Origin of the sequence: Paenibacillus tritici (genome assembly GCF_018207515.1) — a bacterium.
Taxonomy (GTDB): domain Bacteria; phylum Bacillota; class Bacilli; order Paenibacillales; family Paenibacillaceae; genus Paenibacillus_AQ; species Paenibacillus_AQ tritici.
In genome coordinates this window covers 4,985,544-5,007,268 of the sequence record NZ_CP073365.1, presented here as the reverse complement: position 1 = coordinate 5,007,268, position 21,725 = coordinate 4,985,544, and the positions used below count along the sequence as shown (strand labels likewise).

At 53.8% G+C, this 21,725-nt stretch carries 26 protein-coding genes; 23 read left to right on the top strand and 3 right to left on the bottom strand.

Annotated features, from left to right (window positions below):
• Positions 1 to 49: 49 nt before the first annotated feature.
• Positions 50 to 1,726 (top strand): family 10 glycosylhydrolase, encoded by a 1,677-nt coding sequence (locus KDC22_RS21800; protein WP_211720289.1) that lies wholly within the window; start codon positions 50 to 52, stop codon positions 1,724 to 1,726.
• Positions 1,727 to 1,818: 92 nt separating this feature from the next.
• On the top strand, positions 1,819 to 2,799 hold the full coding sequence (locus KDC22_RS21795; protein WP_211720288.1) for a patatin-like phospholipase family protein: 981 nt from the start codon (positions 1,819 to 1,821) through the stop codon (positions 2,797 to 2,799).
• Positions 2,800 to 2,865: 66 nt separating this feature from the next.
• Here the strand turns inward: KDC22_RS21795 and KDC22_RS21790 are convergent, their stop codons facing one another.
• Positions 2,866 to 3,204, bottom strand: a complete 339-nt coding sequence (locus KDC22_RS21790; RefSeq protein ID WP_173129609.1) for a hypothetical protein — start codon at positions 3,202 to 3,204, stop codon at positions 2,866 to 2,868.
• 7 nt (positions 3,205 to 3,211) lie between these two features.
• Positions 3,212 to 4,165 (bottom strand): DUF1385 domain-containing protein, encoded by a 954-nt coding sequence (locus tag KDC22_RS21785; protein WP_425517068.1) that lies wholly within the window; start codon positions 4,163 to 4,165, stop codon positions 3,212 to 3,214.
• 206 nt (positions 4,166 to 4,371) lie between these two features.
• On the opposite strand from KDC22_RS21785, the gene KDC22_RS21780 reads away from it, so the two are divergent.
• From KDC22_RS21780 to KDC22_RS21765, 4 genes are all read left to right on the top strand, one after another.
• Positions 4,372 to 4,863 carry a YqhR family membrane protein gene (locus tag KDC22_RS21780; RefSeq protein WP_173129605.1) on the top strand — a complete coding sequence of 164 codons (492 nt, stop codon included), beginning with the start codon at positions 4,372 to 4,374 and terminating at the stop codon, positions 4,861 to 4,863.
• Positions 4,864 to 4,938: 75 nt separating this feature from the next.
• Positions 4,939 to 6,009 carry a M24 family metallopeptidase gene (locus KDC22_RS21775; protein ID WP_173129602.1) on the top strand — a complete coding sequence of 357 codons (1,071 nt, stop codon included), beginning with the start codon at positions 4,939 to 4,941 and terminating at the stop codon, positions 6,007 to 6,009.
• 45 nt (positions 6,010 to 6,054) lie between these two features.
• Positions 6,055 to 6,612, top strand: coding sequence for an elongation factor P (gene efp / locus KDC22_RS21770; protein WP_173129598.1), 558 nt, complete (start codon positions 6,055 to 6,057; stop codon positions 6,610 to 6,612).
• Between the two features lie 177 nt (positions 6,613 to 6,789).
• A complete protein-coding gene (locus KDC22_RS21765) occupies positions 6,790 to 8,043 on the top strand; it encodes an aspartate kinase (RefSeq protein WP_211720287.1) in 1,254 nt (417 codons plus the stop codon).
• Positions 8,044 to 8,904: 861 nt separating this feature from the next.
• Here KDC22_RS21765 and KDC22_RS21760 read toward each other — a convergent pair.
• A complete protein-coding gene (locus KDC22_RS21760) occupies positions 8,905 to 9,771 on the bottom strand; it encodes a YitT family protein (RefSeq protein WP_173129592.1) in 867 nt (288 codons plus the stop codon).
• Positions 9,772 to 9,971: 200 nt separating this feature from the next.
• On the opposite strand from KDC22_RS21760, the gene KDC22_RS21755 reads away from it, so the two are divergent.
• The 17 genes from KDC22_RS21755 to folD all read left to right on the top strand — a co-directional run bounded on the left by KDC22_RS21755 (position 9,972) and on the right by folD (position 21,721).
• A complete protein-coding gene (locus tag KDC22_RS21755) occupies positions 9,972 to 10,235 on the top strand; it encodes a YqhV family protein (RefSeq protein WP_425516960.1) in 264 nt (87 codons plus the stop codon).
• 82 nt (positions 10,236 to 10,317) lie between these two features.
• Positions 10,318 to 11,328, top strand: coding sequence for a stage III sporulation protein AA (spoIIIAA, locus tag KDC22_RS21750; protein ID WP_173129589.1), 1,011 nt, complete (start codon positions 10,318 to 10,320; stop codon positions 11,326 to 11,328).
• Positions 11,321 to 11,839: a stage III sporulation protein SpoIIIAB gene (spoIIIAB, locus tag KDC22_RS21745; RefSeq protein ID WP_173129586.1), complete on the top strand. Its 519-nt coding sequence runs from the start codon at positions 11,321 to 11,323 to the stop codon at positions 11,837 to 11,839. Before spoIIIAA ends, spoIIIAB begins: the two co-directional genes overlap by 8 nt.
• Positions 11,840 to 11,852: 13 nt before the next feature.
• Complete coding sequence (gene spoIIIAC, locus KDC22_RS21740; RefSeq protein WP_020426549.1) at positions 11,853 to 12,056, top strand: stage III sporulation protein AC; 204 nt, start codon at positions 11,853 to 11,855, stop codon at positions 12,054 to 12,056.
• A 9-nt stretch (positions 12,057 to 12,065) separates the two neighbouring features.
• On the top strand, positions 12,066 to 12,455 hold the full coding sequence (gene spoIIIAD / locus KDC22_RS21735; RefSeq protein WP_173129583.1) for a stage III sporulation protein AD: 390 nt from the start codon (positions 12,066 to 12,068) through the stop codon (positions 12,453 to 12,455).
• Between the two features lie 47 nt (positions 12,456 to 12,502).
• Positions 12,503 to 13,768 carry a stage III sporulation protein AE gene (gene spoIIIAE / locus KDC22_RS21730; RefSeq protein ID WP_173129580.1) on the top strand — a complete coding sequence of 422 codons (1,266 nt, stop codon included), beginning with the start codon at positions 12,503 to 12,505 and terminating at the stop codon, positions 13,766 to 13,768.
• A gap of 27 nt (positions 13,769 to 13,795) precedes the next feature.
• Positions 13,796 to 14,569, top strand: a complete 774-nt coding sequence (gene spoIIIAF, locus KDC22_RS21725; RefSeq protein WP_211720286.1) for a stage III sporulation protein AF — start codon at positions 13,796 to 13,798, stop codon at positions 14,567 to 14,569.
• 17 nt (positions 14,570 to 14,586) lie between these two features.
• Positions 14,587 to 15,225 (top strand): stage III sporulation protein AG, encoded by a 639-nt coding sequence (gene spoIIIAG, locus KDC22_RS21720; protein WP_173129574.1) that lies wholly within the window; start codon positions 14,587 to 14,589, stop codon positions 15,223 to 15,225.
• A gap of 95 nt (positions 15,226 to 15,320) precedes the next feature.
• Positions 15,321 to 16,214 (top strand): SpoIIIAH-like family protein, encoded by an 894-nt coding sequence (locus tag KDC22_RS21715; protein WP_173129571.1) that lies wholly within the window; start codon positions 15,321 to 15,323, stop codon positions 16,212 to 16,214.
• Between the two features lie 273 nt (positions 16,215 to 16,487).
• Positions 16,488 to 16,997, top strand: coding sequence for an acetyl-CoA carboxylase biotin carboxyl carrier protein (accB, locus tag KDC22_RS21710; protein WP_173129568.1), 510 nt, complete (start codon positions 16,488 to 16,490; stop codon positions 16,995 to 16,997).
• 56 nt (positions 16,998 to 17,053) lie between these two features.
• Positions 17,054 to 18,397: an acetyl-CoA carboxylase biotin carboxylase subunit gene (accC, locus tag KDC22_RS21705; RefSeq protein ID WP_173129565.1), complete on the top strand. Its 1,344-nt coding sequence runs from the start codon at positions 17,054 to 17,056 to the stop codon at positions 18,395 to 18,397.
• Between the two features lie 121 nt (positions 18,398 to 18,518).
• Entirely contained in the window at positions 18,519 to 18,935 is a 417-nt protein-coding gene (locus KDC22_RS21700; RefSeq protein ID WP_173129562.1) for an Asp23/Gls24 family envelope stress response protein, read from the top strand.
• A 73-nt stretch (positions 18,936 to 19,008) separates the two neighbouring features.
• Positions 19,009 to 19,548: an alkaline shock response membrane anchor protein AmaP gene (gene amaP / locus KDC22_RS21695; protein WP_173129559.1), complete on the top strand. Its 540-nt coding sequence runs from the start codon at positions 19,009 to 19,011 to the stop codon at positions 19,546 to 19,548.
• Positions 19,549 to 19,563: 15 nt separating this feature from the next.
• On the top strand, positions 19,564 to 19,797 hold the full coding sequence (locus KDC22_RS21690) for a DUF2273 domain-containing protein (protein WP_173129556.1): 234 nt from the start codon (positions 19,564 to 19,566) through the stop codon (positions 19,795 to 19,797).
• A gap of 131 nt (positions 19,798 to 19,928) precedes the next feature.
• Positions 19,929 to 20,267: a hypothetical protein gene (locus KDC22_RS21685; RefSeq protein ID WP_211720285.1), complete on the top strand. Its 339-nt coding sequence runs from the start codon at positions 19,929 to 19,931 to the stop codon at positions 20,265 to 20,267.
• Positions 20,268 to 20,332: 65 nt separating this feature from the next.
• The gene (gene nusB, locus KDC22_RS21680) at positions 20,333 to 20,782 is read left to right on the top strand and encodes a transcription antitermination factor NusB (RefSeq protein WP_173129550.1); all 450 of its coding nucleotides are present in this window, start codon (positions 20,333 to 20,335) and stop codon (positions 20,780 to 20,782) included.
• 81 nt (positions 20,783 to 20,863) lie between these two features.
• Positions 20,864 to 21,721 carry a bifunctional methylenetetrahydrofolate dehydrogenase/methenyltetrahydrofolate cyclohydrolase FolD gene (gene folD, locus KDC22_RS21675; protein ID WP_211720284.1) on the top strand — a complete coding sequence of 286 codons (858 nt, stop codon included), beginning with the start codon at positions 20,864 to 20,866 and terminating at the stop codon, positions 21,719 to 21,721.
• The last annotated feature ends 4 nt before the right edge of the window (positions 21,722 to 21,725 follow it).

Genomic DNA, 21,725 nt, shown 5'->3' with positions numbered 1-21,725 from the left:
AGAGGGTCATTTTTTTGTTTACATATAACTTCAATACCTGGGAGGAATTATGAATTACCGTAAATGGATTGTGGGATTATTAGTGGTTATGCTATGTCTGCCTATGTGGACGCCTGGTGCGCGTGCGGCTTCCTTGCAGATTACCATTGAACTGGATGGAGAGACCCTGAACAGTGACGTACCGCCTTATATTACGCGTTCCAATGTAACGATGGTGCCAGCCGGAGTGATTAGCCAAGGTCTTGGCGCCGGTGTGAAGTGGGATCAGGCCAGCAAGACAGCAACCATCAGCAAGGGAAATGATGTCCTGAAGCTGACCAGCGGGAGCAAGAGTGCTATCGTTAACGGGGCTTCGGTAAGTCTGGATACTTCCGTGCAGATTACGCAGGGCCGGGTAATGGTTCCGCTGCGGTTTGTAAGCGAGCAGCTTGGGCTGCAGGTGGTCTGGAACCAGGCTACGAAGCATATTGCTTTATATTCAAATATAGAAATCGGCGGACCGGCAACACCTTCAACACCGGCTGTTCCGACTGTACCTGCACCTACCGTGCCCACGCCTGTAGTGCCGATACCGACAGTGCCAACGCCAACGGTACCCTCCATTCCCGGGGCCAAAACCAGTAAGGCAATGAAGGGGGCCTGGGTGTCCACCGTGTATAATCTGGATTGGCCTTCAACGTCTTCTGCCGGCAATGCCGACAAGCAGAAGAGGGAATTCGACAGCTTGCTGGACAAGCTGAAGGCTGCCGGGTTCAATAGTGTGTTCGTGCAGGTCAGACCCTCCGGGGATGCGCTCTATCCTTCACAGATTGTTCCCTGGTCGAAGGTGCTTAGCGGCACACAGGGGAAGGAACCCGGCTACGATCCGTTACAGTATATGGTCAGCAGTGCCCACAGCCGGGGGATGCAGCTACACGCCTGGTTCAATCCGTTCCGGGCTACGACAGATGCCTCCACGAGCGGTCTTGCCCCTAACCATGTAGCCAAGCAGCATCCGGACTGGATCGTCAAAGCCGAGAACAAGCTGTACATCAATCCGGGGGTTCCGGAAGCGCGGCAGCATATCATTGACACCGTGATGGAAGTGGTCAGAGGGTATGATATTGACGGTCTGCATTTGGATGATTATTTCTATCCCTCCAACGTAGCCTTTGCTGATGAACCTGCATTCAAGGCTTATAATTCGCAAGGCATTGCAACCAAAGGAGACTGGCGGCGGGATAATATCAACCAGTTCATCCGCCAGCTGGGGCAGGAGATTCATGCAGCGAAGCCGTCAGTATCTTATGGTGTCAGTCCGTTCGGGGTATGGCGCAATAAAAAAGCGGACAGCAGTGGTTCAGATACTACGGCCGGGGTGTCTGCTTACGATGACATGTATGCAGATGTGCGCACATGGATCAAGAGCGGCTGGATCGACTACGTCGCCCCGCAGGTCTATTGGAGTCTCTCCTTCAGTGCTGCTCGTTACGACAAGCTGGTAGACTGGTGGGTGAACGAAGTCACTGGAACGAACGTCAAGCTATACATCGGCCTGGCCTCCTACAAAGTAGGAGATACCAAGCAAACTGCGGAATGGCAGAGTGGGGAACAGATTATCAACCAGCTCAAGTATAATGAGAAGTACGATCAGGTTGCGGGCAGTATTCTGTTCCGGGCCAATGATATTGTAGTACGTAATCCTTATGGCCTGGCCGGACTGCTCAGCTTTTATTTCAAGAATTAATAATGTGTAAGTTAAGCCATAATCTCATGTCATGAATAGTCCCCCGTGCTCATAGATAACAATACAATCTATGGAACGGGGGTTTGCCATGTATGGAGATTAACGCAGTTTTTGAAGGCGGAGGGGTCAAAGGAATTGCACTCGCAGGCGCGGTGGAAGCGACGGAACGGGCAGGGCGGACCTTTGGGCGGGTAGCGGGGACCTCTTCCGGCTCTATTATTGCCTCACTGCTGGCAGCGGGCTACAGCGGGGAGGCGATGAGCCGGATCATCCGGCAGACGCCGTTCACCTCCTTTCTGACGAGGGGGGCGCTGTTCAATACAGCCTTCGTCGGACCGGCCTTGCGTGTGCTGCTGAAGAAGGGCCTGTACTCGGGTCAGGCGCTGGAATCGTGGATTCGCAATCTCCTGCGGGAGAAAGGGGTGGTTACCTTTCGTGATTTGCCGCGCGGCAAGCTGAGGGTAATCGCTTCAGATATTACAAGCGGGCGGATCGTTGTGCTGCCCGATGATCTGGAGCTGTACGGAATTGCACCGGACAGCTTCGAAGTAGCCAAGGCGGTGCGGATGAGCTGCAGCATTCCGTACTTCTTCGATCCCGTGATCCTGCGGCTGGCCGGGGAGGCGGCAAGGGGGAAATCTTTTACCGGGCAGATGATCTATATGGTAGACGGAGGGGTGCTGAGTAACTTTCCGCTCTGGCTGTTCGAGGAGAAGAAGCACGGCTTCCAGTCTGCCAAGCACAGAACGCCTACGGTAGGCTACCAGCTGATCGGGAAGACGTCTCCGCAGGCGCATCAGATCACCGGGCCGTTCAGTATGCTGCAGGCGATGGTGGAGACGATGCTGTCTGCGCATGACGAGCGGTATATTGAGACGGATAAGTTCGTGCGTACCGTTAAAATTCCTACGCTGGGCATCTCCACCACCCAGTTCCGGCTCTCCCGGGAGCAGAGTGATGCACTGTATACCGCAGGCATTCTGGCGGGGGAAGACTTCTTCACCCATTGGCGGCCCGCATATCCTACATACATCCGGGAGCAATCCCGTCAGCTTACCTCTCCTAAGCGATAACCAAAAAGGCATCCCGCACGTGGTCTTAACCACGCGGAGATGCCTTTTGCAGCTTGTATTTAGCTTTCAGTGATATTTGGGAAGCTGGTCGTCATTCTTGCCCTTGCTGCCTTCAATCACCTGGAAGGGATAGCTTTTGCGCTTACTCGGTACGCCTTGGGTTTTGCGGATTCCGGCAACCTTGGACATCGTCTTGGCCGAAGGCTTGATCTTGGTGCGCGGCCGTCCGGGCCCGCCTCCCATTCTGCCGGGAGCCACCTTGTAGGCGTAATATAGCAGCGCCAGCAGGACGAGCGGGAAAATAAAGAAAGACAGAGCCGCAATGCCGCGTACCATCAGATCCACTACCAAACCCCATACTGCAAGAGCTGTTGTAATCCAAAAAATCAAAGCATGTCTGATCATTGGCCACTCATCCTTTCGCAGGATCCAAAATGCCGCCTGACACACTTGCCTCCGAATATCCTCTTGCTTCTATTGCGGCGTCCAGCTCCCGCATCCGGTTAAACGAGGCGATCGACACCTCAACCATATCGTCCTTGGGTTCCTTAGTAGTTAAGAGCTGAAGCCACAGTCCCGGATACCCGAGATACTTGAGGCCGGGAACATCTCTTACCGCATTCGTGCCCTTCAGAACCTCGAACGAGATTCCAATGACAACCGGCAGAAGGATGATCCGCTGCAGCACCCGTTCCATCAGACTATCCCATGGGACGACGGAGTAGATAATGACACCGAGGATAATGGTCAGCATCATGAAGCTGCTTCCGCAGCGGTAATGCAGACGGCTGTATTTCTGTACATTCTGTACGGTCAGTTCTTCGCCGGCTTCAAAAGCGCTGATTACCTTATGCTCAGCCCCATGATACTGGAAGAGCCGCTTGATCACCGGGGTCTGCGAGATCGCCCAGAGATACACCAGCAGGAGGATCAGCTTGATGCCGCCTTCCACAAGGTTGTGCAGAATATAGCTGTCAAATACATTCTTGAATAAAAAATCTTCGACGAATACCGGCACCAGGGTGAAGATCAGCTTGCCGAACAGGAATGAGAGAATACCCATCACGGCGACGCCGAAAATCATGCCAAGACTCCAGCCTTCGTCTTTCTTCTTCTCCTTGCCCTTGGCCTGCTGCTTCGCAAGCTCCTCCGGCTCCGTCTCATCCTCGGCATAGGATTCAGCCGAATAGTTCAGGTGCTTCGAGCCTTTGGCGCTGGAATCTATAATACTGACAATGCCGCGAAGCAGCGGAATCTTGCGCAGTCTAAGGACCCAGCTCTTGTCGCTCTTCGGCACCTCCAAAAATGTAATCTCCTGATTCTTCCGTCTTACGGCTGTTACGTTGATATGCTTGCCGCCGAACATGACGCCTTCAATGACGGCTTGGCCGCCGTAACTGGGAGTTTCCTGGGACAACCAATTCACCTTCCCGTATTTTGATATGATTTATATAATACATTGTAACTAATTTTTAACCACATTACTAGTTGGATTGCCTTTTGCTGTACATACTAGCTATAGAGAGCGGAGTGGAAACCGGGTTAACCCCATACCGAAAGTGAGGGAGCTCTATGAGTTCTTCAAGCAAGCAAAAGACAGTCCAGACGAATCCCTTTTATTTTTCCATTGAACTGGGTTATTTCGCCGGTTTGATCTGGGGAGGGGCGCACTGGCTGATGTACGTCCTGCATTTTACCAAGGTCATTCCAGGATTTTTGGCGGAGCCTTTTTTCAAGCATGATTTTTTGCTGACGCCTGCCGGGTATCTGCTCGGATATTTATTTTTTATCGCCTTCTCAGTGTTGTCGTCCCTGATCTACGTGCTTATATTCCGCAAGCTTAACGGGCCTTGGCCGGGGATGTTATATGGGATTCTCTGGTGGTCGGCCCTGTTCCTGGCCTGTTCCCGCTGGTTCCTGCTCCAGCCGCCGTTCAAGCTGCCGTGGACTACGGTGATCAGCGAATTCTGCCTCTTCCTGCTCTGGGGACTATTCATCGGATATACAGCGGCGATCGAGTACACGGACGAGCGCAAGCGCGAGCAGCAGACCAAGCTAGCCTGAGCCTCCGAAAAAACTTCTCAGTTGGCCTGCCACTATGTTAAAATACAATGTGGCTATTTCGAGAGGAGAATGAAAATGGGCAACAAGCGCGTCTCCAAGCTGCGTAAGGTTTTGCAGGAACAGGGACTGGATGCGATGTTAATAACCAGCGGCTATAACCGCCGCTATTTGAGCGGATTCACCGGCTCCTCCGGTTATGTGCTGGTTACCGGGGATGACAGCTATCTGCTGACGGACTTCAGGTATATGACACAGGCCTCGGAAGAAGTAACCGGACTCAAGGTTGTTCAGCACGAAGCGAAATTCATCGACACAGTACGTGAGCTGCTGCCGAAGGGCGGACAAGCCCGGGTGGGCTTCGAGCAGGATGATGTGACCTTCAGCGCCTATACTGCCTATGCCGAGGCTCTGCAGCCGGCTGTCATGGTGCCGTTGTCCAAGACTGTTGAGAACCTGCGCATGTTCAAGGACGAAGAAGAGCTGGCTGTGATGCAGCGGGCGGCCGATCTGGCTGACGCCACGTTCAGTCATATCCTGAATGTGATCAAGCCGGGCATGACTGAACGTGATGTCGATCTGGAAATGGAATTCTACATGCGTACGCATGGTGCGACTTCGTCTTCGTTCGATACGATTGTCGCCTCCGGCGAGCGTTCGGCTATGCCGCATGGGGTTGCCAGCAGCAAGATTATTGGGAACAACGAATTTGTCACCTTCGATTTCGGTGCCCTGCTGGACGGCTATTGCTCGGATGTAACACGTACAATTGCTCTGGGATCACCGGACCCCAAGCTGAAGGAAATCTATGATGTTGTACTGGAAGCGCAGCTTCACGCGCTGGCGCATATCAAGCCCGGTATGACCGGCCGCGAATGCGATGCCCTGGCCCGGGATATCATCACCCGTTACGGGTATGGGGAGTATTTCGGCCACAGCACAGGCCATGGTCTCGGGATGGAAGTACATGAGTGGCCGCGGTTGTCCAAGCTGGCAGATGAAGTGCTGCAGCCGGGGATGGTCGTCACTGTGGAGCCGGGAATCTACCTCGCTGGCCTTGGCGGTGTGCGGATTGAAGATGATATCGTCATTACCGACAGCGGCATCGCGCTGCTGACTCATTCATCTAAGGATTATACGGTACTGTAAGACATTACTATTCAGTTAATTTATCAATTCCAGGAGGGATTTTTTGTGATTTCAGTTAATGATTTCAAGACAGGCTTGACCGTAGAAGTAGAAGGGGACATCTTCACCGTCCTGGATTTCCAGCACGTTAAGCCGGGTAAAGGCGCAGCCTTTGTCCGCTCCAAGCTGAAAAACCTGCGTAACGGCAATACGGTTGAGCGCACCTTCCGTGCCGGCGAGACCATTGGCCGCGCCATCATCGAGAACCGTGGTGTACAGTACCTGTATGCTAGCGGTGCGGAGCATGTGTTCATGGATAACGAAACCTATGACCAGTTCGAATTGACTGCCAAGCAGCTCGAATGGGAGCTTAACTTCCTTAGAGAGAACATGACAGTGAACATCGTCAGCTACCAGGGTGAGATCCTCGGGATTAACCTGCCTACAAGCGTGGAGCTGAAGGTGACTGAGACCGAACCGGGCGTTAAAGGCAACACGGCTCAAGGCGCAACCAAAGCCGCTACGCTGGAGACCGGTCATACGGTACATGTTCCACTTTTCATTAATGAAGGAGATGTTCTCCTGATTGATACCCGCGAAGGTAAATATATTTCCCGCGCGTAGGAGCTGATTTCCGCTCAGGGTTCCACAGGTTTCATCCGGCCTCCCCGCATTTTGCGGCGGAGGCATTTTATTTTGTGAAACCATTAACGCATGGTATGATTTTCGTATTATACTGTGTTAAAGCATTAACCAAAATATAAGCTACTACTTAGAGCGAAATAGGGAGTGAATGGAACTTTGTCACTTTATGTCATGAAATTCGGAGGCAGCTCCGTCGGCGACATTGAACGCATGAAGCGTGTTGCCGGGCGTATCGCAGCCAAGCAGGATGAAGGACACCGCTGCGTGGTGGTGGTATCCGCTATGGGGGATACCACAGATGAACTGATCGATCAGGCGAAACAGCTGAACGGGCAGCCTCCCGCACGGGAGATGGATATGCTGATGACTACGGGGGAACAGATCTCTGTAGCGCTTCTGTCTATCGCTCTTCACGGGCTGGGACGGAGTGCGGTCTCCTATACAGGCTGGCAGGCGGGGTTCCGTACCGATGAGACTCATGGCCGTGCGCGGATCAGCGAAATCGTTCCACGCCGTGTTCTGGAGTCGCTGGAGCGCGAACAGATTGTGATCGTTGCCGGCTTCCAGGGAATGACGCTGGATGGCGAGATCACTACGCTGGGCCGCGGAGGTTCGGATACCACAGCGGTAGCGCTGGCCGCAGCCATCAAAGCGGATGTCTGCGAAATCTATACCGATGTGGACGGCATCTATTCCACAGACCCGCGTATTGTGAAGACGGCGCGGAAGCTGAAGGAAATCTCGTATGATGAGATGCTGGAGCTGGCTAATCTCGGTGCAGCTGTGCTGCATCCGCGTGCCGTAGAATATGCCAAACGATATCAAGTGAAGCTGGTCGTCAGATCGAGCTTTAATCATAATGAAGGTACTGTTGTGAAGGAGGAAGCAAGCATGGAGCAGGGTGTGGTAGTAAGCGGAATAGCATATGACAAGAATGTGGCCCGGATCAGTATTCTCGGGGTACCGGATGTACCGGGTGTACTCGCCCAGGTATTCGGCAAGCTGGCCGATGAGGGTGTGGACGTTGATATTATCGTACAGAGCGGGGTGCAGAATGAGACCGCTGATTTCTCCTTTACTGTAGCGCTCAGTGATCTGGTGAAGGCCAAAGAGGTCATCGAAGGACTGCATAGCGCGCTGCCTTACCGTGAAGTAACTTCCGAGGACAGTCTGGTCAAGGTGTCGATTGTCGGCGCCGGTATGGTCAGTCATCCGGGGGTTGCCGCCAAGATGTTCGAGGTGATCTCGAATGAAGGGGTAAGCATCAAGATGGTCAGTACTTCCGAGATTAAGGTATCTTGTGTGATCGAATCCGGCAACCTGCAGCTGATTATTCAGGCGCTGCATACGGCGTATAATCTGGATACGGAAGAACAGGCCTTCGTTGGAGGTCCGCAGGACCGCCGCTAAGCCGCTGAAGGGCTAGTCTATAGCATAACCATACATCAGGGATGTTCTCCGGCAGGAAGGCTGGAGGGCATCCCTGTTTGGCTTCTGGCGGCGGGTGAGTCCTCAACGGATTAGGAGCATGGGCCGGATATTTGCGAAAACCGAACACAATTGGACTGGGAGCGCCGCGTAGGCCAAATGTAATCGGAAAACCGAACACAATTGGACTGGGTGCACGGCGTAAGCCGAATCTAATCGGAAAACCAAACACAATTGGATTGGACGTGCCACGTAGGCCGAATGTAATCGGAAAACCGAACACAATTGGACTGGGAGCGCTGCGTAGGCCGAATGTAATCGGAAAACCGAACACAATTGGACTGTGAGCGCTACGTAAGCCAAATGTAATCGGAAAACCGAACACAATTGGACTGGACGCGTCATGTAGGCCGAATGTAATCGGAAAACCGAATACAATTGGACTGGAAGCGCCGCATAGGCCGAATGTAATCGGAAAACCGAACACAATTGGATTGGGAGCGCTGCGTAGGCCGAATGTAATCGAAAAACCGAACACAATTGGACTGTGAGCGCCACGTAGGCCGTGCGTTTATCGCAGGTTGTGCAAGAAGTATTTTCACAGAAAACCGAATACACTGTACCATCGTAAAATTAAAAAGAGTGCTGTTACCCGCTTCTGCGGGAGCAGCACTCTTTTGTTTAAATATAGAATTTATATGTTGCACACGATAACTTATCCTTCTATTTCTCGCTGAAACGAATACTGTCTTTATAAAAGGACGGCAAAGCCGTTTCCACTTGTGCCGCAGGATATCCTGCTTGCCGGGCGCTCCCGCGAACATGCGGTAAGCCCGCTCCTGCTCAGCTCAGGCGTCTGAACCGGCCCATGATCTCTACCGTCTCCAGCACATTTACAAAAGACTTCGGATCGGTCTCAAGAATCGTCTTGCGCAGATCAGCCAGCTCGTAGCGCGTAGTTACGGTCATCAGCATGGTATTGCCCTCGTGGCTGTACCCGCCTTCGGCATTAACCACCGTGATGCCGTGAGGCAGACTGGTCAGACGGTTCAGCATCTTCTCCCGTTCCTTCGTGACAATGAAGCAGGTCAGCTTGATATGGCGGATGTGGATCATGTCCACCACCCGGCTTTTGACGAAGATACAGAGCATCGCGTACAGCGCGGAATCCCAGCTTTTGAAGAAGCCCAGGCATAGAATGACGACACCGTCCATTACGAACAGCACAGTCCCCATAGGAATATCCCGCTTGCGGGTAATGATAGAGCCGAGAATATCGAAGCCCCCGGAGGAGCCCCCCGCCCGCAGCGAGAAGCCTACCCCGCCCGCAATAATCACCCCGCCGAATATACTGGCCAGAATCGGGTCCTTGGTCAGCTTCACCGCAGGAATGAGGTTCAGGAACCAGGTGGTGGAGAGGACGGACAGCATGCTATAGCAGATGTATTTCTTCCCCACAGCAACGAACCCCCAGACCAGGATGGGCAGGTTAATGGCGAAATAATACAGCGAGATAAACTTTGGATGTGTCACATAACCGATGATAGAGGCCGTTCCCGCTACACCGCCGCTAAGCAGCTGATGCGGAATGAGGAACAGGCGAAGCCCCGCCGCTACCAGGAAGGCTGAAAATAGGATAATGGCTACTTCTTTTACCTGTCTGACTATGGTTCCTGATACAAGCGGTACTACTAAATTACGAACTTGCATGACTGTGCTCCCCTTCTTTGCCCTAATATAAGAAAAATTAATTTTATCATACCGATGATATTTTTTTATAGCGTATAGGACTATGATTTCTTTCACACTCCCGGAAATATGTGCTAGTGTCCATCATTTCTTCTTGTCTAAAGCAGCCTGCCGCCGCATATCCATGGATAACATAGATTTGAACAAAGGAGTGGGGAAATGTGGACAAGTATGTAAGCTGGATGGCGGTGTTGCGGCTGCTGTCGGGCAGCGTGGAGATTGCGGCTGCCATAATTATGCTGAAGCTGAACCAGGTGGATAAGGCGCTCGCCGTCAATTCCGGGCTGGCGCTGGTCGGACCGACAATTCTCGTTCTGACCACGGCAATCGGGCTTACAGGGATGGCAGAGCAGTTGTCATGGGGCAAGCTGGGCTGGATCGGCTGCGGGGTGGCTTTTCTCTTAATCGGAATTCTGAAGAAATGATAGATGATAGTCATAAACTACAAGTACAAGCATAAATATGGAATAAAGCTATTTAGTAGAGGACAGCTTGGGGGTACCTGGTATGGCTAATGATTGGCTTCTGTTGTTTCCCGAGAGAGTAAGAGCACTGCTCGGCGGCCTCCCCGTTGCGCTCTTGGACAAGGTGGAGGAGATTCGTGTCCGTGAGGGACGGCCGCTGGAGATTAACTATTCCGGCAAATATCATTTTGTCGGCGCTGGCGGCCGTCTGACCCTGCTTCCCGGTGAGGCGTACAAGCCCGACCGGGAGGATTCGCACCGCTTGCTGGACCTCATCAGCAATCATTCACTCTATACGATGGAAGAGGAGCTGCGCAAAGGCTTCATCACCATCCCCGGCGGGCACCGGATCGGCCTCTCCGGCCGGACGGTCCTAAGCGGAGGCGGGGTTGAGCATCTGCGCGATATTACCGGCTTCAATGTGCGGATTGCCCGTGAGGTGCACGGCATTGCCGACGGAGTGCTGCCGTATCTGCTGGACCGGGGGCGGCAGCGGGTCATGCATACGCTGATCCTGTCCCCGCCGCAGCATGGCAAGACAACGCTGCTGCGTGACCTGGCCAGGCAGCTCTCGGCCGGAGGGCGGGGCGGCCGCGAGGGCAGCCGTCCGGGGCTGAAGGTCGGCATCGTCGATGAACGCTCTGAGATTGCCGGCAGCCGCCGGGGAATTCCCGCCTTCGATGTCGGGCCGCGTACGGATATTCTGGATGGCTGCCCTAAGGCGGAAGGCATGATGATGATGATCCGCTCGCTGTCGCCCGACGTGCTGATTGCCGATGAGATCGGCCGCATGGAGGATGCAGAAGCGGTAACAGAGGCGCTGCATGCGGGAATCTCGGTGGTCGCTTCCGCGCATGGCAAGGATGTGTCCGAGCTGGCCCGGCGGCCCGGGCTAGGCGGGCTGCTGGAGCACCGCATGTTCGAGCGGTATGTGATTCTGCACCGCGCAGAGTCGGGCTTGTCCTTCCGCATTCTGGACGCCCAGAAGCGGGCGCTGCTGCTGACGCCGGAAGACCGGGCGGAGCCGGTGAGCGGAGGTGACCGCCATGCTTAAGCTGCTTGGTGCAGTACTCATCGTACTGGCCGGTACGCTGGCCGGCTTCAAGCGGGCAGCCCAGTATGCCGACCGGCCCCGGCACATCAGAGCCTTGATTGCAGCGCTGCAGCGGCTGGAGACCGAGATCCAGTATGGATACACGCCGCTGCCGGAGGCGCTGCGCCGGATCGGGACGCAGACGAAGGAGCCGCTGAAGGCCTTCTTCCTCATGGCAGCGGCGGAGATGAGTCCTCCGCAGAACTGCACTGCCGAAGAAGCTATCCGGCGGTCTATGGAAGCCCACTGGAGCAGCGCATCGCTGAAAGGAACGGAGAAGGAGATCGTCCGGCAGCTAAGCTGCACGCTCGGAACCAGTGACCGGTCCAACCAGAGTACGCATATTGCACTGGCTTTACAGCAATTGAAGCAGGAGGAGACAGCGGCCAGAGAAGATCAGGGCAAATATGAGAAAGTGAGTAAAAGCCTGGGTCTGCTGCTTGGAGCATTGATCGTCATTTTGATCTTTTAGCGAGGTGCCAGGAATGAATATTGAAGTCAACGCGATCTTTCAGATTGCCGGCATCGGCATCATTATCGCCATGATCCACACGGTGCTTAAGCAGATGGGCAAAGAGGATATCGCCCACTGGGTAACGATTGTCGGTTTTATTATCGTGCTGTTTATGGTCATCCGGATGCTGGACGGACTGCTTCAGGAAATCAAAACGATTTTTCTTTTTCAATAGGCTGACGTTATGGAAATCATTCAAATCGTGGGAATTGGCATCTTGTCGACCGTCCTCATCCTCGTACTGAAGGAACAAAAGCCGATATTCGCCTTCCTGCTCGCTACGGCGGCAGGCATCCTGATCTTCCTGTTCCTGATCGGCAAGATCGGAATGATTCTCGGTACGCTGGAGCGGGTCGCGGAATCCTCCGGGATGGAAATGATCCACATCAAAACCGTGTTCAAGATCATCGGCATTTCATATATTGCGGAGTTCGGGGCACAGATCGTACGGGATGCCGGGCAGGAATCCATTGCCTCGAAGATAGAGCTGGCCGGGAAAGTACTGATTATGGTGCTGGCCGTGCCGATTATCAGCATCATTATCGAAACGGTGATGAAGCTGCTGCCGGCCTGAAGCAGAGGAGAAACCGGACAAGTTGGAGGGAAACGGAGGTGAGGGGAATGCAGGAGCACAGTGTTTTTCGTCCGCCCAAAGGTTACAGGCTGCTCTTGCTTCTGCCGTGTCTTGTGCTGGCGCTTCTGCTGCTGCTGTGCGGAAACACCGCCAGCGCCTCAAGCGCCGCTCCGGCTCCGGCAGCCCCGTCCTCAGGCGACAGCGGAGGCTCACCGTCCCCTGTGGACCAGTGGGTAAGGCAGCAGGCCGAGAATCTGCCGAAGGATAAGGTGGAGTCTTACTGGGATCAGCTGATGAAGGATTACGGGGGATTTTTCCCCGAAGGCCGGACCCCGTCCCTGATGGATATGCTGCTGCCGGGAGATGAGGGCTTAAGCTTCAAAAGCGTATTGTCAGGCCTGACCAACTTCATGTGGCACGAGGTGCTCTACAACGGCAAGCTGCTGGTCACGATTGTGATGATCAGTGTGCTGAGCATGATTCTGGAGACGCTTCAGACCGCTTTTGAACGGAAATCAGTCAGCAGGATCGCTTATATGCTCTGTTACATGGTTGTGCTGGTCATCGCTGTCAACAGCTTCAACATCGCCATCGGCTACGCCAAGGATGCCATCGACCGGATGATCGACTTCATGATGGCCATGATTCCGCTGCTGTTCGCGCTTCTGGCTTCGATGGGCAACATCGTCACGGTGTCGGTAACCCATCCGCTGATCGTGTTCATGATTCATACCGTAGGCACACTTATTCATACCCTGGTCTTCCCGCTGCTGTTCTTCTCGGCGGTGCTGCATCTGGTGAGCGCAATGTCGGAGAAGTACAAGCTGACCCATCTCGCCAACCTGCTGCGCAATATCGGGGCCGGATTGCTTGGAGTGCTGCTTACGGTCTTCCTCGGCGTGATCTCGGTCAGAGGGATTACAAGCTCGGTAACCGACGGGGTGACCATTCGCGCCGCCAAATATATTACAGGCAATTTCGTACCGGTAATCGGCAAAATGTTCGCGGACGCGACAGACACGGTGATCTCGGCCTCGCTGCTGGTGAAGAACGCCATCGGGCTCTCGGGAGTGATTATTATCCTCTTCCTCTGCGCTTTTCCGGCGATCAAAATCCTGATTCTCGCCCTGATCTACAATCTGGCCGCCGCCGTGATGCAGCCGCTGGGCGAGACGCCGATTGTAATCTGCCTGCAGACGATCGGCAAAAGCATGATATACGTCTTCGCTGCGCTGGCTGCGGTGTCACTGATGTTCTTCCTGGCCGTCACCATTATGCTGACTGCGGGCAATGTGACCGTCATGATGCGGTAGAAACTCACATTTCAAGGGAGGTGCGCCATGTCCTGGCTCAGCAGCTGGCTTCATGAGCTGATTCTGGTAGTGCTGATGGCTGCATTTGTGGAGATGCTGCTGCCCAGCAAATCCATGGAACGCTACGCCCGACTGGTCCTTAGTCTGCTGGTGCTGCTGACGATGCTCAGCCCGCTTGTCTCTCTGCTGAAGGGGGATGCCAGCAAGGAGCTCAGCGTGGCAATGCAGCAGCAGGAGAGAAGCGGGGGACTCTTATCCGGGGAAGATGATGGCGCAGACTCGCTGGAGAAGATTCTGGCGGACGGACGGATGCTTGCCGCCGGAGCACAGGATCAGAGCCTGAAGCTGGCTGCCGAAGAGATTGCCGGCCAGATGCGTGACCAGATTGCCGGCAGTACCGGCATCGGCGGGGTGAAGGTTACGGTTGCCCTCGCTATGGGGCCGAATCCAAGTGCTCCGCTCGGCAAGGATGTGCCGCTGATCTCCTCGGTCACGGTAGCTCTTCCGGCAGCGGAGAGCGGCGCTCAGAGCGCTGTCCCGGGCTCTGGTGCCGCTGCCCTTCCATCAGGCCGTCCGATACAGATTAACCCTGTCCAGCCGGTCCAGGTCAGCCTGGAGGACGGCAGCGGGGATGGCGAAGCTCAGGGAGCGGCCCCGGGGGTTGCAGAACCGTCAGATCCGGCGGCTTCAGCCGCAGGGACGGAAGCAGGAACCATTATCGAGCTGCTGGAGAAGAACTGGAACCTGGACCCCGATCTGATCAAGGTACAGAGCACCGGGTCCGGTACTGTGAAATCATAAGAGAAGGAGGGAATTCAATGGGCAAATGGATGAAAAAGCTGGAGCAGTGGGCCGGAGGCGGAAACGGCAGCCCGAAGCGCAGCCACACATTCCGCTGGCTGATTATTCTCGGCCTGCTGGGTGTAGCGATCATGCTGTTCAACTCCTTCGTGAATGTGAAGAAGCTGGACAACGAGAACACGGGGCGTGAACCGCCGGTTACCGAGACCTCGCAGACCGTCATGCAGCAGGAGGCCGGGAACGCTAATTCTTTTGACGGCCTCGAACTGGCGATGGAGAACCGCACGAAGGAAATCCTGGAGAAAATTGTTGGAGTCGGCACAGTAGATATTATGGTCACCGTAGACTCCACAGAGGAAATAGTTGTGCAGCGCAATATGAATGATTCGCAGCAACAGAGCGAGGAGACGGATGCCAGCGGCGGCAAACGCCATACCACGCAATATTCCAGGGACGGGGAGATCGTCACCTACAGCCAGTCAGGCGATGAGACTCCGATCATTACCAAACGGATCAAACCCCAGGTGCGCGGTGTGCTGGTAGTCGCCAAGGGGGCAGAGAACAAAGTTGTACGCAACCTCATAGAACAAGCGGTGGAAAAAGGGCTTAATGTGCCAAGCTACCGAATCTCTGTCGTCCCGCGCAAGCAGGAATAGGCATTCTGTGGAAAGTCCAAGCATATGCTTCTAAGGAAGTCTTGTACCAGGGCAGTCACGGAGGATATGCAACAACATTTTAGGAGGAATATACAATGAAGGGCAAAAGACAAACGATTTGGCTGGTTTCCATGCTCAGTTTGATGGTGGTGCTCTCGGCATATTACCTGTTCACGGAAGACACGGGCACCCCTATCCCCAAAGAAACGGCAGGCAGCATTCAGGTGGACACAGTGAAAGACGGGGCGGGCGGCGGAACGGCCACTACGCTGGACAGCGGACTTGTCATCAAAGAAGTCAGCACCGACAAAGGGATCGCAGTGGGAACTGTGAATGAGAGCGGCAAGACCGCTAAGGATGAAGAGACAGCGGCAGTTGTAACCGAAGACGATACGACTCCAGCCGTGACAGAGGACACTGGTGTGGTGGCTGACACCGGAACTACTGACAAGGATAAGGCTAAAACTGAAGACAAAGCTGAAGACAAAGCGGCATCAGCCACAGTCGACAAAGACAAGGACACGAAGGATGCCAAGGACACCAAAGACACCAAGGAGACTGCAGCCTCCGCCAAGACTCCGGAGAAGAACGACGAGGCTATTCTGGACGAAGTGGCTTCGCAGAGCGTATCGGCCAGCAGCCTGTTCACCAACTATCTGTACGAACGGGAGCAGAAGAATCTTAAGGACCACAATGATCTGCTGGCGCTGATTAATGATATGGATAAGACGCCTGCCGAGAATGCGATGGCTCAGGAGCAGCTCAGCAAGCTGGAGGAGAAGGAGTCCAAAATCACCGGAATCGAAGAGAAACTCCAGCAGAAATACGGGGAAGCGATTGTGAAGGAAGAAGCAGGCGACGCCTATACCATCGTTGTACTCAGCGACAAGCTGGATGTGAAGCAGGCTGTCGGTATCGTGGACTTTGTAATGAAGGAATTGAGTGTAACCCAGGACAAGATCAAGGTCCAATACGTCTCCGAGCAATAAGTCTCCTGAATAAAATCAGAGAAAATAGAATAAAATGCCGAAAGAGCCCGGGGCCGTCCCAGGCTCTTTCCATTTCTAGCGTTTGTGATATAATACATAAAGTTATCTATGCATATAAGAAGAAGATTGCGCAGGCAGCGGTTACACAGAGCACCGATTCAAGAGAACCAGGGGCAGACCGGCTCACAGGTTTGCTTGTCAGAACGGATACGTACCCTGCACAGCCCGCGTCCAAAATGGCTTCGAGAGAAAGCTGAAGGAGTGAACTACCCAATGTTCAAGTTAAGCGAGATTAAGGAATTAATTAAATTGCTGGACCAGACTTCCTCCGTGCACGAACTGGAGATTGAAAGCGAAGGTATGAAGCTGGCTATCCGCAAACCGGATCGCTCTGAAGCTGATGGAACAGTAATTCAGGCGACTCCTTATGCGTACCCCTTTACGCCAGCCCCGCAGCCGCAAAGTCCACAGATTGTTGCCCCTCCGGCTGTCAGTGAAGTCCCTGCTGCCACGCAGCAGCAAGCACCCTCCGCTGAAGGCGCATTACATAAAATCGTCTCGCCGATGGTAGGGACCTTCTATAGCGCAGCTTCACCGGAAACGCCAGCCTTCGTCAATGTAGGAGACCGGGTGGGCGAGAAATCCACGGTCTGCATCATTGAAGCGATGAAGCTGATGAATGAGCTGGAAGCGGAAGTGAAGGGCGAGATTGTCTCTGTCCTGGCTGAGAACGGCCAGCTGGTCGAATACGGACAGCCGCTGTTTCTGGTGAGAGCGGAATAATTGCCGCGAGAATTAGGAGGAGCTTGCAAGCTTCGCTAAACTTTGGGAGGAAACGCATGAACATTCAAAAAGTGCTGATTGCCAACCGCGGCGAAATTGCGGTCCGCATTATACGGGCCTGCCGCGAGCTGGGTATTTCCACCGTGGCTGTCTATTCGGAGCCGGACCGGGATTCCCTGCATGTCCGCCTGGCTGACGAGGCGTATTGCATCGGACCGATGCCCGCCAAGGACAGCTATTTGAACTTTACCAATATTATGAGCGTGGCTACGCTGACAGACTGCGATGCTATTCATCCGGGCTATGGCTTCCTGGCCGAGAATGCGGACTTCGCCGAGATTTGTGAATCCTGCAATATTACCTTCATCGGTCCGTCGCCGGATGCGATTACGCGGATGGGCGACAAGGCTGTTGCCAAAGAAACGATGAAGCTGGCCGGTGTTCCGATTATACCGGGCTCGGACGGGATTGTCGGGGATATAGAGGAAGCGGTGATGCTGGGGCGTGATATCGGGTACCCGATTATCGTCAAGGCTACCGCAGGCGGCGGAGGCAAAGGCATCCGTATCGCCGAGGACGAAGAATCGCTGGTGAAGCAGATTACAGCAGCCCAGCAGGAAGCCCAGAAGGCTTTTGGCAATGCCGGGGTATATCTGGAGAAGTTCCTTACCGGCATGAAGCATGTGGAGATTCAGATTATCGCTGATAATCACGGCAACGTAGTCCATCTGGGCGAACGGGACTGCTCTGTGCAGCGCCGCCGCCAGAAGCTGGTGGAGGAAGCTCCATGCTCCATCCTGACACCGGAGACCCGCGAAGCGATGGGCCAAGCGGCTGTAAGGGCTGCTCAGGCGGTTAACTACTCGGGAGCGGGCACCCTGGAATTCCTGCTGGGACCTGACGGCCAGTTCTATTTCATGGAGATGAATACACGTATCCAGGTGGAGCATCCCGTAACGGAGATGGTTACCGGAGTGGATCTGATCAAGGAAATGATCTCTGTGGCGGAAGGCAATCCGCTCTCCTTCACCCAGGAGGAGATTGTGATTAACGGCTGGTCGATCGAATGCCGGATCAATGCCGAGGACCCTGAACGTAATTTCATGCCGTCTCCGGGCAAAATCGGCTTCTATCTGCCTCCGGGCGGACTTGGAGTACGGGTGGACAGTGCGGCGTACCCGGGCTATACGATCTCACCTTTTTATGACTCGATGATTGCCAAGCTGATCGTCTGGGCGCCGACGCGGTATGAGGCGGTCGCCAAGATGAAGCGGGCACTGGCCGAATTTGCTGTGGAGGGCATACATACTACGATTCCTTTCCACCAGAGACTGCTGGAGCATCCGGTGTTCTTGGACGGTAATTTCGATATTAAGTTCCTCGAAGAGTATGAAATTTAGGACGACTTCTCATCGTTTGTCATAAAGTTCGCCAAATGATATAGTATGTTTAATAAGAGGCGAACTGCCCGCTTGAAGTGTACCAACAACTTTTTTTTGCAGGAAAGGTGTGAAGTCCAAAATGAGTACATTGCCGACAGAATATGAACGTACGGAAATCGGTGAAATCCAGATCGCTCCTGAAGTGATTGAGGTTATCGCCGGTTTGGCAACCGTCGAGGTTAAAGGTGTGGCCGGAATGAGCGGCGGTTTCGCCGGCGGAATCGTGGAGCTTCTCGGACGCAAGAACCTGTCCAAGGGAGTTAAGGTTGAGGTTGGGCAGCGCGAGGCTGCGGTTGATGTGTCCGTGATCATTGAATACGGCAACCGTCTTCCCGAAGTGGCTGCTGAAATTCAGCGCAACGTTAAGCGTTCCATCGAGACCATGACCGGTCTGACCGTTGTGGAAGTGAACGTGCATATTCATGATGTGCAGTTCAAAAGCAATACAAGCATTGACAAGAGCGAAGATACAGATGCGGTTATCCGTGTGAAGTAAAGGCTTTGTTCTTTCCTAAACCCTCGGGCAGTACGTCGAGGGTTTACCTTAATTTAAGGAGGTTGTGAGACTCGTGGCCAAAATTCTGGACAGGCTTCTGCTGTTCCTTTACAGCTTAAGTATTGGAATACTATCTGTAATTGCCATCCTCCTCTTAAGTGGTGTCATCCCGGACAAGTATGAAATTCAGGACGGACCGGCGGTATATATCGCTGCGATCTCTGTGGCGGTCATTCTGTTCCTGCTGAGCATCCGTTTCTTCTACATCTCCCTGCGCCGCGACCGTGCTTCCCTGCCCTCCGTTGATCAGCGTACCGAATATGGGGATATTCAGATCTCAATGGAGACGATTGAGAACCTCAGTCTGAAGGCAGCGGGCAAAGTGAAGGGCATCCGTGACCTGAAATCGCGTATCCGTGTCTCACAGGCGGGTCTTGAGATTATGATCCGTGCGGTAGTCGACGGCGAGCATTCGCTGCCCCTGCTTACTACGGAGGTACAGCGCCAGGTGCATGATTTCGTGCAGGAGACAACCGGGATTCCGGTTGCAGATGTGTCCGTATACATTGCTAACCTCACACAGTCCCCAAGCTTCAAAAGTCGAGTGGAATAGAGGTGGGTTTCCCTTATGTCCTGGAGAGAAGTATGGGAAAGTCACGGGGGTAGAATTACCGGAGTTACCTTCGGTGTCTTTCTCGGATTGATTTATCTGATTAGCGGTTTTTGGGATATGCTGTTCTTTGCACTGGTAGTGTTCATCGGATATACGTTCGGCAAAAGAAAGGATACCGCGCAGGGTCCCCTGTTTCAATGGCAGGAGATTGTGGCCCGGCTGTCCGGACGCTGGCGTCCCTTCAAATGAACCGCGATAGTCTTTCTCCCGGAAGCCTGGAACCCGTTACTTTGAGTTGCTGACCTGCGGAAGAAAGGCTGCGCGGTTTTTTGCAGCTTGGGAATAGATTTATCACGCTGCCAAGTGGGCGATGTGAGGAAATGAAGGGTATAAATGCACTTGAATTGCTCCCAAGTGGGCAGTGTGAGGAAATGAAGAGTATAAATGCACTTGAATGGCTCCCAAGTGGGCGATGTGAGGAAATGAAGGGTATAAATGCACTTGAATCGTTCCACAGCGGGCGATGCGGGGAAATGAAGGGTATAAATGCACTTGAATCGCTCCAAAGCGGGCAGTGTGAGGAAATGAAGGGTATAAATGCACTTGAATTGCTCCAAAGCGGGCAGTGTGAGGAAATAAAGGGTATAAATGCACTTGAATTGCTCCAAAGTTGGCGTTGCGAGGAAATGAAGGGTATAAATGCACTTGAATCGCTCTAAAGCGGGCGTTGTGAGGGCCAGTAGTTGTAGTTGAAAAATGAAACACCATACCTTAGGAGGAACAGATGAAGAGACGTTTAGCGAGAGAAATTATTGTTCAAAGCCTGTACCAGATGGAAATGAACGATGTTGAGGTTACCGAGGCGGTTGAGATGCTGATTGAAGAGGCGGCGGATGAGAATGAGACCGAGCGCGTCATTACGGATGAGATTGAGCTGAAGGCTTATGTCATTCTGCATGTCAACGGCGTATGGGAGCACAAAATGGCGATCGACGATATGCTGGAGCATTACCTCAAGGGCTGGCAGATGAGCCGTCTGTCACGGGTAGACCGTCAGATTCTGCGTCTGGCTACCTTCGAGATGATCTTCGCCAGCGATGTGCCGGCCAAGGTTGCCGTCAATGAGGCGATTGATCTGGCCAAGCATTTTGGTACCGACGATTCCGGTAAATTCGTGAACGGTGTCCTCGGCAAAATGATTCAGGATGTGGATACGCTTAGAGCAGAGCTATAACCGACTGGCCGTTAGGGGCAGGCAGCAGGCAGTTTTAACAGGCTCATAAAGCTTGATTCAGATAAAAGGGGAGAGACTTACATGACAGCAGCAATTATCAGCGGTAAACAGGTATCGGACGACATTCGGATCGGGATTGCCCGGGAGGTTGCAGACTTAGCAGAGAGCGGCGTGAAGCCGGGTCTTGCTGTCGTTCTGGTCGGCGAAGATCCCGCTTCTCAGGTCTATGTGCGCAACAAGGAGAAGTCCTGCATCGAGCTGGGCTTCCATTCCGAGGTGCACCGGCTGGATGCCGCTACAACCCAGCAGGAGCTGCTGGCTCTGGTGGCAGATCTGAACAGCCGTGACGATATTGACGGAATACTCGTGCAATTACCGCTTCCTAAGCATATTGAAGAGAAGGCGGTCATTGATGCCATCTCGGTGGAGAAGGATGTTGACGGCTTCCATCCGGTCAATGTGGGGAATCTCGTCATCGGGGATGACAGTCTGCTTCCCTGTACGCCTGCCGGAGTCATTGAACTGATCAAGCGGACTGGCACGGATATCTCCGGCAAGCATGCTGTGGTGATCGGCCGCAGCAATATTGTCGGCAAGCCGGTATCCCTGCTCCTCCAGCGTGAGAATGCGACTGTTACTATGTGCCACTCGCGCACAGCGAATATGGCTGAACTCAGCCGTCAGGCCGACATCCTGGTAGTCGCTATCGGGCGTGCCAACTTCATTGACGCCTCCTTCGTGAAGCCGGGTGCCATTGTTATTGATGTAGGGATGAACCGTCTGGATACCGGCAAGCTTGCCGGGGACGTTGATTATGAGAGCGCCCGGGAAGTCGCCGGGTATATTACGCCGGTGCCGGGCGGAGTAGGGCCGATGACGATCACTATGCTGATGAGCAACACGCTGATCGCAGCCAAACGCCGTCACGGCCTGAAGTAGGCTG